Source organism: Heliomicrobium sulfidophilum, assembly GCF_057715735.1.
In genome coordinates this window covers 57,582-70,548 of the sequence record NZ_JBVTZZ010000004.1, presented here as the reverse complement: position 1 = coordinate 70,548, position 12,967 = coordinate 57,582, and the positions used below count along the sequence as shown (strand labels likewise).

13 protein-coding genes are annotated in these 12,967 nt (G+C 59.5%); all 13 read right to left on the bottom strand.

The window, feature by feature from the left end:
• Window positions 1-5 precede the first annotated feature (5 nt).
• On the bottom strand, window positions 6-521 hold the full coding sequence (gene rimM / locus AC0CW1_RS01705) for a ribosome maturation factor RimM (RefSeq protein WP_488181391.1): 516 nt from the start codon (window positions 519-521) through the stop codon (window positions 6-8).
• 84 nt (window positions 522-605) lie between these two features.
• The gene (locus AC0CW1_RS01700; RefSeq protein ID WP_488181390.1) at window positions 606-833 is read right to left on the bottom strand and encodes a KH domain-containing protein; all 228 of its coding nucleotides are present in this window, start codon (window positions 831-833) and stop codon (window positions 606-608) included.
• Between the two features lie 39 nt (window positions 834-872).
• A complete protein-coding gene (gene rpsP / locus AC0CW1_RS01695) occupies window positions 873-1,145 on the bottom strand; it encodes a 30S ribosomal protein S16 (RefSeq protein WP_488181389.1) in 273 nt (90 codons plus the stop codon).
• Between the two features lie 32 nt (window positions 1,146-1,177).
• A complete protein-coding gene (gene ffh / locus AC0CW1_RS01690; RefSeq protein WP_488182093.1) occupies window positions 1,178-2,542 on the bottom strand; it encodes a signal recognition particle protein in 1,365 nt (454 codons plus the stop codon).
• Entirely contained in the window at window positions 2,535-2,918 is a 384-nt protein-coding gene (locus AC0CW1_RS01685) for a putative DNA-binding protein (protein ID WP_488181388.1), read from the bottom strand. The genes ffh and AC0CW1_RS01685 overlap by 8 nt, the downstream gene beginning before the upstream one ends.
• A 194-nt stretch (window positions 2,919-3,112) precedes the next feature.
• Window positions 3,113-4,381, bottom strand: coding sequence for a GGDEF domain-containing protein (locus tag AC0CW1_RS01680; protein ID WP_488181387.1), 1,269 nt, complete (start codon window positions 4,379-4,381; stop codon window positions 3,113-3,115).
• Window positions 4,382-4,454: 73 nt separating this feature from the next.
• Window positions 4,455-5,768 (bottom strand): amidohydrolase, encoded by a 1,314-nt coding sequence (locus tag AC0CW1_RS01675; protein ID WP_488181386.1) that lies wholly within the window; start codon window positions 5,766-5,768, stop codon window positions 4,455-4,457.
• A gap of 25 nt (window positions 5,769-5,793) precedes the next feature.
• Entirely contained in the window at window positions 5,794-6,831 is a 1,038-nt protein-coding gene (gene mtnA, locus AC0CW1_RS01670; RefSeq protein ID WP_488181385.1) for an S-methyl-5-thioribose-1-phosphate isomerase, read from the bottom strand.
• A 17-nt stretch (window positions 6,832-6,848) separates the two neighbouring features.
• Window positions 6,849-7,646 carry an S-methyl-5'-thioadenosine phosphorylase gene (gene mtnP / locus AC0CW1_RS01665; protein WP_488181384.1) on the bottom strand — a complete coding sequence of 266 codons (798 nt, stop codon included), beginning with the start codon at window positions 7,644-7,646 and terminating at the stop codon, window positions 6,849-6,851.
• Window positions 7,643-7,843, bottom strand: coding sequence for a tautomerase family protein (locus tag AC0CW1_RS01660; RefSeq protein WP_488181383.1), 201 nt, complete (start codon window positions 7,841-7,843; stop codon window positions 7,643-7,645). Before AC0CW1_RS01660 ends, mtnP begins: the two co-directional genes overlap by 4 nt.
• 30 nt (window positions 7,844-7,873) lie before the next feature.
• On the bottom strand, window positions 7,874-8,827 hold the full coding sequence (gene ftsY, locus AC0CW1_RS01655; RefSeq protein WP_488181382.1) for a signal recognition particle-docking protein FtsY: 954 nt from the start codon (window positions 8,825-8,827) through the stop codon (window positions 7,874-7,876).
• Window positions 8,828-8,843: 16 nt separating this feature from the next.
• Window positions 8,844-12,416 carry a chromosome segregation protein SMC gene (smc, locus tag AC0CW1_RS01650; protein ID WP_488181381.1) on the bottom strand — a complete coding sequence of 1,191 codons (3,573 nt, stop codon included), beginning with the start codon at window positions 12,414-12,416 and terminating at the stop codon, window positions 8,844-8,846.
• Between the two features lie 150 nt (window positions 12,417-12,566).
• Window positions 12,567-12,827: a stage V sporulation protein S gene (locus AC0CW1_RS01645; RefSeq protein WP_488181380.1), complete on the bottom strand. Its 261-nt coding sequence runs from the start codon at window positions 12,825-12,827 to the stop codon at window positions 12,567-12,569.
• Window positions 12,828-12,967 lie beyond the last annotated feature (140 nt).

The following is a 12,967-nucleotide window of genomic DNA, read 5'->3' as shown; positions in this document are numbered from 1 at the left end:
ATCGGTCAGCGCAACCCTTCCGGGAGCCTTACCGTCATCGTCCCTGCAGCCAGATCGACCTTCAGCACGACCGACTTCAGGGCCGGGACCAAGACCTCGCTCGGCGGAGACGACTGGCGGACCACATAGACATCGTTGCTGCCTGTCTCCAGGATCTCCTCGATCTGCCCGAGTTTTTCCCCTTCCTCTGTAAAAACAGCCAGACCTTCCAGTTGAAAATGGTAGTAGCTGTCTGCTTCCGGCGGCGGCACTTCCTCAACGGGGATGGTCAGGTAGCAGCCCTTGAGCCGCTCGGCCTGGGTCATATCACCGATCTCCTGAAAGCTGACGATCACCAGTTTCTTCATGGGGTGAGCGCCGGCGATCGTCAACACCTCTGGCAACCCCTGGGGCGCCGACTCCAGGAAAACCCGTTTCAGTTCATTAAACCGCGACGGCTTTTCCGTCAGCGGCCAGACGCGGACCTGTCCGCGCACCCCCTGTGTGTTGACGATCTGCCCCACCCGGACACGCTTCGACATAACAGGCGGCCTCCCCCGTTAGAAGGGAAAAAGGGAGCTTTCGCCCCCTTTTCCCTGTGTCTTTGCCTTTTTGATTCCAATGAATCAAAGAATTTCAACCATAACACGCCGTCCATCCCTGGCGGCGGCCGCTTTGACCATCGTGCGGATGGCCTTGGCAATCTTACCTTGTTTGCCAATGACCTTACCCATGTCTTCTGGAGCGACGCGAAGTTCAATCACGACTTGCTTGTCCGTCTCCGTCTGGGTAACTTGCACGGCCTCTGGTCGGTCGACCAGGGCTTTGGCCAGAACCTCTACCAACTCTTTCACGTGGGTACCTCCCCACTGGACATTCCCCATTGGACGCGATTAAGCCTGCGCTTTTTTCTCCGCCCACTTGTCCAGGATCCCAGCCTTGTTCAACAAGGCCTTGACGGTATCCGAAGGTTGAGCCCCGCTGGACAGCCACTTGATCGCTTTTTCTTCATCGATCTGCAGGATGGCCGGTTCTTTGGTGGGGTTGTAGTAACCAATCTCTTCAATAAAACGCCCATCCCGGGGAGAACGGGAATCGGCGACAACGACCCGGTAGAAGGGAGCTTTTTTCATACCCAGGCGTTTGAGACGAATCCGAGTTGCCAAGAATATCACCTCCTTCAAAGAGTTTGACTGCTTTACTTCATGAAAGGCATCCGGAACATACCCTTCTTGCCACCGGGCCCTTTGCCCGGCCCCTTGCCGCCGCGCATATCGGCGAACTGCTTGAAGAGTTTGCGCGTCTGTTCAAAGGTCTTGAGCAGGTTGTTCACCTGCTGGACCGAGGTGCCGGAACCGCGGGCAATGCGTCGCTTGCGGCTGTCCTTCAGGATCTGGGGATTGCGCCGCTCTTCCGGCGTCATGGACAGGATAATGGCCTCCACATGCTTCATGTCTTTATCATCGATCTGCACATCTTTCATGGCCTTTATCTTGTTCATGCCCGGCATCATGCCCATCAGTTGATCGAGGGGTCCCATCTTCTTCATCTGCTGAATCTGAGACAGGAAGTCTTCCAGGTTGAACTCAGCCTTGCGCAGGCGCTGTTCCATATCCTTGGCCGTCTGGGCGTCGATGTTGGCCTGGGCCTTCTCGATCAGGGTGAGCACATCGCCCATCCCCAGGATGCGCGAGGCCATCCGGTCCGGATGGAAGGGCTCTAAGGCATCTGGCTTCTCCCCCATGCCGGCGAACTTGATGGGGCATCCGGTGACCGCCTTGACAGACAAAGCGGCGCCGCCCCGAGCATCGCCATCGAGCTTGGTCAAGATCACCCCGTCGAGTCCGAGTTGCCCATGGAAGGACTCGGCCACATTGACGGCGTCCTGACCGGTCATGGCGTCCACCACAAGCAGGATCTCATGGGGCCGGACCGATGTTTTGATCGATTTCAGTTCATCCATCAACTCTTCGTTGATGTGCAAACGGCCAGCCGTATCGAGCAGGACCACATCGCGCCCATGAGCGACGGCATGCTCGACAGCGCCCTTGGCGATGTCGATCGGGCTGATGCCAGTGCCCATCGAAAAGACGGGCAGGTCGAGCTGATTGCCCAGGACCTGAAGCTGTTTCACCGCCGCCGGACGGTAGACGTCACAAGCCGCCAAGAGGGGCCGCCGCCCCTGCTTGCGCAGGAACAGGCCCAGCTTGGAGACGGTCGTCGTCTTGCCGGCGCCTTGCAAACCGACGAGCATGACCACCGTCGGCGGTTTGGGCGATAAGGTCAGCTTCGATGAGGCGCCTCCCATCAGGGAGACCAGTTCTTCATAGACCACCTTAACGACCTGCTGACCAGGCGTCAGGCTTTCCAGGACCTCTTGACCGATAGCTCGTTCTTTGACGCGGGCAACAAAATCCTTGACAACCTTCAGGCTGACGTCCGCCGCCAAAAGGGCCATGCGGACCTCCCGCATCGCCTCGGCCACATCGGCCTCTGAGACCTTCCCCTTGCCACGCAGCTTTTTGAAGGTGTTTTGCAGTTTTTCCGCCAATCCCTCAAACATGGCCATCAGTGGCTCCCCCGCTTTCGTCAAGCATTTCTTTCAGTCGGAGGATGACCCCTTCCAACCGTCCCCCATCGCCGTCGCGATGACAGCGCTGCAGTTGCGCCAGGATTTCCGACAACCTCACTCGTTCCTCCTGCCAGCGATCGACCAATCCTAGCTTCTCTTCATAACCGAGCAGGATCTTCTCGGACCGCTTCAACAGGTCGAAGACGGCTTGGCGCGTCACAGAGAACTCCTCGGCGATCTCCGCCAGGGAGAAATTGTCCTCGTAATAAAGGGATAGAACCTGCCGCTGACGTTCAGTCAGCAATTGACCGTAAAAGTCGTTGAGCAGGGCCATCCGCGTCAATTTTTCGAGCGGTCTTTCTTCCATCACAAAACCCTTCTGTAAAGGGAGGAGACTTGACACTTAATGATTCTACTATGAAGCCACAGGACTGTCAAGGTTTTCTCCTTCACGAAACGAAGGAAGGCCACAGCCTTCCTTCGTTTATGGTCGAAGCGCTTTTTGGTACATGACGCCTCTTTATCGCAACTGCTTCGTGAGCAACATCGCTCCAGTTAGACTCAACCGGCCTCCTCCGACATGTCCCGGTCCATATCCACGCAGACGCAGTTACGACCCAGTCCTTTTGCCCGGTAGAGGGCGCGGTCAGCCGCTTCAATCAACCGCGACTTGTCCCAACCGGCTAACTTCTGGGCAGCGCCGATGCTGACGGTTATGTTCAGACAGAGGCTGCGATCGGGGTTGTGAAAACAGAAGTTCGCCACCGCCAGCCGAATCTGTTCCGCCTTCTCGATCCCTCGCTGGAGATCAGCGGCAGGGAGAATCACGGCAAATTCCTCACCGCCGTACCGGGCGGCCACCTCCTCCGGACCGAGATGGCTCCGCAGGATAACGGCGATCTGCCGGAGGATCTCGTCGCCACAGGGATGGCCGTAGGTGTCGTTACAGCGCTTGAAATGGTCGATATCAAGCAACAATAAGATGAGCGTCCGTCCCAACGCTTCGCTTTCCTCCATCAGTTCCTGCAAACGTTGTTGAAAAAAACGGTGATTGTGCAAACCCGTCAAGCCGTCTGTTACAGCCTGCTTGGCGAAATACTCATTCTGCCGTCTTAACTGGTGGTACATGCTGGCGTTTTTCAAAGCCAGCGCAGCCTGACCGCCCAGGATTTGCAGGATCTCGGCCTTCGAAGAGGTGAGCAGGTAACGCGGTCCCATCGAGTGGATGTTGATGCAGCCGATGACTTCCTTAATAAAGGTCAGCGGGATAGAGGCTACATAGTTGGTCAACGATGGCCGGTACCGGCGGTACTCGGCTGAATGGTCATGGATAAAGGGCTGGCCGGTGGTGAGCACCTGCCAGGCCACGCTGTCGCGAAAACCCTCAGGCGGGCGGTCCGGGAGACATGCCGCTCCGTCGCCAAAGCCGCAGTGGCTCACGATCCGCACATCTTCCTCATCCCAGAGGATGATCGACGCTGATTCAGCGCCCGTCAAGGTCACCATCGCCTGGAGGATGATGGTGACGATTTCGCCTTCATCAACAGTGGTGTTGATGGCCCGGTTGATTTCATGGAGGATGTAATTCTGGCGGGTCAGTTCGTCCAGATCCTCCTGGGCCATCCGCTGAGACTCGATGGTCCGCAGAGCGTCGTCCCGCTCAAGGGCCAGATAGGCAATCTGACCCTCCATTTCTGAAATCCGCCGCTCCAGGAGCGCCATCTGTCTCTGTTTCTCTTCGCTGTATGGTATATGTAGCCGACCTCCCTGCCACCGGTAGGCAAGAAAAAGAAGGAGGACGGCGCTCATTCCGATGACAAAGTATTCCATCGCCTGGCTCCTTCCAAAAGGAGTAAGAACCCCATGAGGGTTATATTCTCCTTTCAGAGCAGGATTCCTGCTGTTAAGCCTTCGGAGTCGTCAAACGAATTGCCCGGGCGCGCGCTTCCTCCATGATCCGCTTTTCATTGAGATGAACCAATTTCCCGTCCCGCACCAGGATCCGGCCGTCGACGAGCACCGTTTCCACATCAGACCCCCGAGCCGCATAGACCAGGTGGGCTACAGGATCGAAGTCAGGACACAGGTGTAGTTGGTCCATGTTGACGATGACGATGTCGGCCCTTTTGCCTGCCTCTAGGGAGCCGATAACGTCATCCCATCCCAGGGCGCGGGCGCCGCCGATGGTGGCCATCTCCAGGACAGCGTAAGCCGGCATTGCTGTCGGATCGAAAAGATTGACCTTCTGCAAAAAGGCAGCCTGGCGCATCTCCTCGATCAGGTCGAGGTTGTTATTGCTCGATGCCCCGTCGGTGCCCAAACCGATTACAGCCTGACGTTTGCGCAAACTCTCGACGGGCGCGATGCCGGAGGCAAGCTTCATGTTGCTCTCCGGGTTGTGGGCGACACCGACTTTTTTCGTAGTCAGGATCTCCTCTTCCGCCTCGGTCAGGTGGACACAGTGAGCGGCCAAGACGGGCCGTTCGAAGAGCCCGATGCTGTCCATCAGCAGGATGGGCGATTTGCCGTACTGCTTGGTGATATCCTCCACCTCTGTCCGCGTTTCGGCCAGGTGGATATGGAGGCCTGTTCCCAGGCGGTCGGCCAAGTCCATCACCTTTTTCAGGTAATCGGGATTGCAGGTGTAAGGCGCATGAGGCCCCAACCAAACGCGAATCCGCCCGTCGGCGCCCTTGTTCCAGTCGGAGAAGAGCCTTTCCGACTCAGTGAGGCCCTTGTTACCGTTCGCTTCGCCGGCTACGCTGATCATGCCCCGGCTGAGGTGACCCCGCATGCCGCTCTCGGCGACAGCCTCGGCCACACGGTCCATGAAAAAGTACATGTCGGCGAAGACGGTCGTGCCCGATTTCAACATCTCGGCCGCTGCCAGAAGGGTGCCCCAGTAGACATCATCGCCAGTCAGATTCGCCTCGGCCGGCCAGATCTTTTCGTTGAGCCAGCGCATTAAGGGCAGATCGTCGGCGTAGCTGCGAAAAAGAGTCATGGCCGCATGGGTATGGGCGTTGACTAAGCCCGGTAGGACCGCCTTATTGCGGGCATCGATCACCTGCAGGTCAGGCCCGAAGATCGCCTCAGGGGCGCCTCCCGGGAAGATGTCGGCGATGATGCCGTCTTCCACATAGACATCGGCCCGTCCAATGGCGGAGCGCTCGGTCATCGGCAGCACCATGCCACCCTGGATCAGGATTCTCGCCATACACATCCTCCTCAAAAAAACAGGGTCACTTCGTTTCCGCCATCGCCTGCAACGTCTCCAGGTAAGGAGGACGGAAAACACCGCGGTCAGTGATAAAGGCTGTCACCAGTTCAGCTGGGGTCACGTCAAAGGCCGGGTTGTAGACAGGCACCCCTGCCGGCGCTGTGATCGATTCGCCGACACGGCGGACCTCCTCGGCGTCGCGCTCCTCGATGGGGATCTGAAGACCCGACGAAAGGGTCAGGTCGAAGGTGGACACCGGCGCCGCCACATAGAAGGGGATGCCATGGGCTTTGGCGGCCAGGGCGACGCCGTAGGTGCCGATCTTGTTGGCCACATCGCCGTTGGCCGTGATCCGGTCGGCGCCGACGATGACCAAGTCGATAAGCTTCTGTTTCATCACATAGGCCGCCATGGAATCGGTGATCAAGGTGACGGGGATGCCGTCTTGCATCAGTTCCCAGGCGGTCAACCGCGCCCCTTGCAAAAGGGGCCGCGTCTCATCGGCGAAGACAGAGATCTCCTTGCCGGCCTGGTGGGCCGCCCGGATGACGCCCAGGGCCGTGCCGAAGCCGGCAGTAGCCAGGGCGCCGGCGTTGCAGTGGGTCAGGATGCCGGCGCTATCGGGGATCAATTCGAGACCGTACTGGCCCATCTGTTCGTTCATGGCCCGGTCTTCATCGAAGATCGCCTTCGCCTCAGCGACGAGGCGCTCCTGCTGTTCCTTGACGCTGTATGTTCGAATATCTTCGAGGATGGCCTCCATGCGCCGGAGCGCCCAGAAGAGATTGACCGCCGTCGGGCGCGTCTTGCCCAGATCGGCGATGGCCTGTTTGACATCGGCCGCAAAGTCGACCCGGTCCTCACCGGTGTAGTTGAGCGCCGCCAGAGCGACACCGAAGGCGGCAGCCGCGCCGATGGCCGGGGCGCCGCGGACCTTCAGTTTTTTGATAGCGTCACAGAGGATGATGTGATCCCAGCATTCGATATACTCTTCCGTAACGGGCAGTTTGGTCTGATCGAGAAGCAGCAGGTGATCCTCCTGCCAGCGCATCGTATCCAACAGCGTTCCCCTTCCCCTTACAGTTTGAAGCCGCCGAATTCGGCCAGCGCGTGCTGACACTCACAGTCCGCCTCCGGTTCCAGCATGGCGATGGTCCGCATGGTCAGGCGTTTGATGTTCTCTATGTTCGCCTTCATGGCGTCGAGGACTTCCATATGGGTCAACACCTGCGGCGAGATGCCGGCGGCGAAGTTGGTCACCATGCAGACGGTAGCGTAACACATCTCCGCCTCCCGGGCCAGCGGCGCTTCGGGAACACTCGTCATCCCCACCAGGTCGCCGCCGAGCATTTTATACATGCGGATCTCGGCAGGCGTCTCAAAACGGGGGCCTTCCGTGCAGACATAGACGCCGCCGTCATGGGCGCTCAACTGCTCCGCCTTGGCCGCCTCCAGCATGGTCTGCCGGATCCGGGCGCAGTACGGGTGGGTCACGTCGGTATGGATGACGCCGTTGGCGCCGCCCTCGAAAAAGGTGTTCGGTCGCGCCTTCGTGAAGTCAAGGAACTGATCGATGACGACGAGGCTGTTCGTCCCCATCGCTTCATTTAATGAACCGACGGCTGCCGTAGCGATGATCTGACGCACACCAAGCCGTTTCAACGCCAGGATGTTGGCCCGGTAGTTGACGAGATGAGGAGGGACTGAATGGCCCTCCTCATGGCGGTTCAAAAAGGCCACATCCTTGCCGGCGTATTTGCCGAGTTTCAAGGAAACCGTTCCATAAGGGGTGTCTACCTTGACGTGACGGGGATCGACGATCATGGACGGGTCGTAAACGCCTGTCCCGCCGATGATGGCGATGGATGCCTTCACCCAGGATTCCTCCTTCTATCGCTGACAAGCATGCCGTTCATGTAGACGTTGGTCGTCGGGACATCGACAATGGTGATGACCACATTTTCCGTCTTGGCGCCGCAGTGCCGGACGAGGGCCTCCGTGATGGCTTGGGTGGCGGCGCGCTTCTGGTCTTCTGTGCGGCCTTCGAGCATGGTGATGTTGACGATGGGCATGATGACTCCTCCTTAAATTGTTGTCATTGGCTAGCCGAACAAGGCGCGGGCGAATTCAGGGGGATCGAAGTCGCGCAGGTCGTCCATCTTCTCGCCAATGCCGATGAACTTGACAGGCGCCTCCATCTCCGCCGCGATAGCCAGGATGACGCCACCCTTGGCCGTGCCGTCCAATTTGGTCAGCACGAGACCAGTCAAGCCCACAGCCTCTCTGAAGAGGCGCGCCTGGCTGACAGCGTTCTGCCCTGTCGTCGCGTCGAGAACCAGCAGGGTTTCATGGGGCGCGCCCGGCAACGCCCGGTCGAGGACCCGGTTGATCTTGCTCAGTTCATTCATCAGGTGGGCCTTGTTGTGCAGGCGGCCGGCCGTGTCGATGATCAACACGTCAACACTGCGGCTCTTGGCGGCCTGGACAGCGTCAAAAGCGACCGCGCTCGGGTCGGAACCCTCCTGATGGCGGATGACCTCGACGCCGACGCGCTGCCCCCAGATCTCCAACTGGTCGATGGCCGCCGCCCGGAAGGTGTCGCCGGCTGCCAGGAGGACCTTGCGTCCCTCCTGTTTCCACCGGTGGGCCAGTTTGGCGATGGTCGTCGTCTTGCCGACGCCGTTGACGCCGACGATGAGGACGACGGTGGGTTGATGATCCAGTGCGACGGTCTGGGCCTGCTCGCCCAGGATGCGGGCCACCTCCGCCTGGAGCAGGTCCTTGATCCGCGCCGGATCGCCGATCTTCTGCTCCTTCACGGTCCGCCGCAGGCGTTCCACCAGGTCGAGGGACGTGTCAGCGCCCACATCGGCGCTGATCAGGGCCTCTTCCAACTCCTCAAAGAGTTCCTCGTCGATCTTGGGCCGCCCCGTCACCAGGGCCTCCACCTTCTCGACCAGGTTTTGCCGTGTTCGGGTGAGTCCTTCTTTCAGTCGGCTGAAAAAACCGGTCACCGTTCCACCTCCGTCGAAATCACAAGTAGTATCCGAAATCATCCAGGATTTATCCTGATCAGGCGCTGTTTTCATCTGGTCGGGTCATGCGCACCGAGATCAACTTGGACACACCAGCCTCCTGCATGGTCACGCCGTAGAGGTAATCGGCGCTCTCCATCGTTCCTTTACGGTGAGAGATGACGATGAACTGGCTCTTTTCGGAAAGGCTTTGCAAGTAGCGTCCGAAGCGGGCCACATTGGCCTCATCCAAGGCTGCCTCGATCTCATCGAGGACGCAGAATGGGCTCGGTCGGACCTGCAGCAGTGCGAAGAGCAAGGCAATGGCGGTTAACGCCCGTTCACCCCCGGAGAGGAGGGACAGGTTGACCAGTTTTTTGCCTGGCGGTTGGGCCAGGATGTCTACGCCCGTCGTCAACAAATCGCCCGGATCGGTGAGGGCCAGTTCCGCCCGCCCCCCTTGAAAAAGGTCAGAGAAAACCTCGCCGAAGTGGCTGTTGATCTCCTCAAAGGCCTGGCCAAAGCGGCGCACCATGATCCCTTCGATCTCTCCGATCACCTGTTCCAGAGTAGCTTTTGCCGCCATCAGGTCCTCATGCTGCCGAGAGAGGAACTGGGCGCGCTCCTGCAACCGCTCTTCCTCCTCGATAGCCAGTAGGTTGACAGGCCCCATCTCCTTCTGTAAAGCGCGCAGCTGATTCAATCGCTTCTGGGCCTCCCGGCGGTCTTCAGGAGGTTGCCCCTGTTCACAGGCTTGCTCTGGCGTCATCTCCCACTGTTCAAGGAGCCGCTGGGTCAAGGTGACTTTCTCAGCATCGAGGCGCGTCAGTTGCAGTTCCTGCCGGTGCACCTTCTCCCGGAGAGGCTGGACCTCGGCGGCCACTGCTTTGCGACGTTCCATAGTCTCTTTGTGCCGGCGATCGGCCTCTGCTTGCTCCTCCTGGCGCAGACGAACCTGTTCCATCGCTTCCGTCTCTTCAGCGATAGCCAGAGCCAGTTCCTTTTCCATCTCCTCTTGTTCGCTGGCACTGGCGGCCATATCCCCGTTCGCCGTGTGGCAGCGTTCTTCCTTCTCGGCGATCTCTTTTTCGTTCTTACGGATCTCCGTATGCAACGACGCGAGAGCCTGTTCGATGCCCCGGCTCTCTTCCTCCAGCCGGGCCAAGTTCAACTGCCAGCCAGTCAGGTCATCGCGGTCATCTTCCCCTGCTGCGCGCAAGCGGGCCAGTTCAGCCTGACGCTCACTCATGACCGCCTCCAGGTTCGCCGCTTCCGCCTCACTGGCAGCCACTTCGGCCTGCAAGCGGGTTTTTTCCGAGAGCAACCGTGTCAGATCGTCTCGCAGGATCGCCAGTTCCCCTTCAACGCCGCGGATCTGGCGCGTTTCCTGGTCAATTCCCCGTTGCAAACGGGCGAGGTCGGCTGAATTGGCCGCCTTTTCCGCTTCCAGGTGGGCGATCGCCTTTTGACGCTCCTGGCTCTGCCTCTCCAGGCGGCTGATCTGCTCAGTCGCCTCCTCCCGCTGCTGTTTCAGATCACTGATGGCCAGTCCCAGGGTCTGTTCCTCTTCGGCAAGCAACGACAATTCGCGGCGGCGCAGGAAGGTCTGACCGCCCCGCTGCCCCTGGCTGCCGCCGGTCACACTGCCTCCCGGCTGCAGCAGATCGCCTTCCAAGGTGACGATTCGCCACTGGTAGCGCGTCTTGCGGGCAAATTCGAGCGCCCCGTGCAGGTTCTCCATCACCAGCGTCCTGCCCAGGAGAAAACGCACGGCAGGCAGATGGGCGGGATCGCAGCGGACGAGATCGGCAGCGCAGCCGATGACCCCCGGCTGGTTTAAGACCTCCCGCCCCGGTCCGCCATAGACCTGGAGACTTTTCAAAGGCAGGAAGGTGGCCCGCCCCTTGCGCGTCCTCTTCAGGTGTTCGATGGCGCCGCGAGCGCCCTGATCATCCTCGGTGACGATATTTTGCATGCCGCCGCCTAAGGCCACATCCATAGCCGTTTCCAACCCCGGCGGCACTTCGATCAAGTCACTGAAGACGCCGATGATGCCTTGCAGTTTGGGATTGCCGGCCTTTACCTGGGCCAGCACCTCCCGGACGCCGGAGGCAAAGCCTTCATAGGAGCGTTCCATAGCCTCAATGGCCTTTCGCCGCGCCGATACCTCCTGCCAGCGGCGCATCGTCTGACTGAGTTGATGTTCCAACTCGTTGGACTGGCCTTTCCACTGGGCGATCCGATTGGCGTCAGCCTCCCCCTCTGCCTGCTTGTCCGCCCTCTGCCGCTCCCTCTCGGTTGCTTCCTGGCGGCACCTCTCTGCTTCCCCTTCCAGTTCAGCGAGCCGGTTGCGTGAGCGCTCCCTCTCCTCTTCCAATCGACGGACCTGAGCCTCTTGGCGGGCGGCGCGCAAGTCGGACTCATGGGTCTGAGTCCGCAGACGGGCTAAGCCTTGGGCGGATTCAAAGAGCTTTTGCCGAAGGTTGTCGATCTCCCTTTCAGCAGCCGCGACGGCCTCCCGAGCCGCAGCGCCGCGGGCGAGCCGGGCATCGACCTCCTGCCGGACATCCGCCAGTTCCTGCGCCACCTGTTGCCGCCGCTCCCGCTGCGCCCCTTCCCGGCTGCGCAAGGCGGCAAGAGCCGCTCGGGATTGTTCTTGTTCCCTCATCAGCAGTTGCCCTTGCGCTTCAAGGCCCTTGATCCGTTCCCGGATCACGTTCAGCTTGCCTTGCAGCGCGATCACCTGTTCTGAACGGCGGTGGGCCTCCTGCCTGACCGCCATGAGCGTTTCCTCCGCCTGCCGCGCCGCCAGCGCGGCGTCCGCTTCAGCGCCTTCCAGAGTGGCCAACTGGGCTTCCTTTTCCCAGAGCAGGGCAGAAAACCGGTCCAGTTCCCGCCGCGTCTGCTCCATGGTCGCCATCATCTCTTCAAAATCGACGACGAGCAACCCCAGTTCGACCTCTTTCCGTTCCACCTCAAGGGCCTGAAACCGGCGAGCCAGTTCAGCCTGACTGCGGATGGCGTCAAGCTGCTGTTCCAGTTCTCCGATGATATCGCTTAAGCGGACCAGGTGCTGCTGCGTCTCCTCAAGCTTTTTGACCGCTTCCCGCTTACGGTTGCGGTAGCGGACGATGCCGGCCGCCTCCTCGATCAACGCGCGCCGGTCCTCAGGACGGGAGGAGAGGACTTCGTCGACCCGACCCTGACCGATGATCGAAATCCCCTCACGTCCTAGACCGGTATCCGAAAAAAGCTCCTGCAGATCCCGCAGGCGGCAGGGGCTTCGGTTTAAAAGGTAGTCGCTGTCACCGGAGCGAAAGACGCGCCGCGTCACCGTCACCTCGCGGAAATCGACAGGCAGCATCCCTTTTTCGTTATCCAGAGTCAGGGAGACCTCGGCCATTCCGACCGGTTTGCGCCGGTCCGAACCGGCAAAGATAACATCTTCCATCTTCGAGCCGCGGAGCGACCGGGGGCTCTGCTCCCCCAGCACCCAGCGGATGGCGTCAGCCACATTCGACTTTCCGGAACCGTTGGGGCCAACGACGACGGTCAAGCCGGGGGAAAGCAGGATTTCTGTTTTATCAGCAAAAGATTTAAAGCCGTTCAATTCGATGCGTTTAAGAACCAATTCCCGATTCCTCCCGAAAAATTCCTCTTCATTGTAGCATAGGCCCCAGGGGGGAACAAGAAAGGCCTGAAAAAGAAAAACTGCCCGTTGCCGGACAGCCCTCTGTGAGTTTGTAATAGCGACTTTTGCGGTTTTATGTAGTCGACGACATTACCGAGGCTCAACGATAAACTTGATGGCCGTCCGCTCTTCCCCATCGATGGCGATCTCCACAAAGGCGGGGATGGTGATCAGGTTGATGCCGTTGGGCGCGACAAAGCCCCTGGCAATGGCGATGGACTTGATCGCCTGGTTGACCGCGCCAGCCCCCACCGCTTGAATCTCGGCCCTTCCTTTCTCGCGGAGGATAGCGGCCAATGCTCCAGCTACCGATTTGGGGTTCGATTGCGCCGATACTTTCAACCCTTCCATGAGACAGTTCCCTCCTAGCTGTAATTGTCTTTCCCTGCAGGTCCAAGGTGGGGCATCCGCTTTTTGCTGATTCGGTCTTTCCTTGGCTTGAAGTCATTTCTCTATTGGTATGCGAATATCCTGCAATTTCCTTCCACATC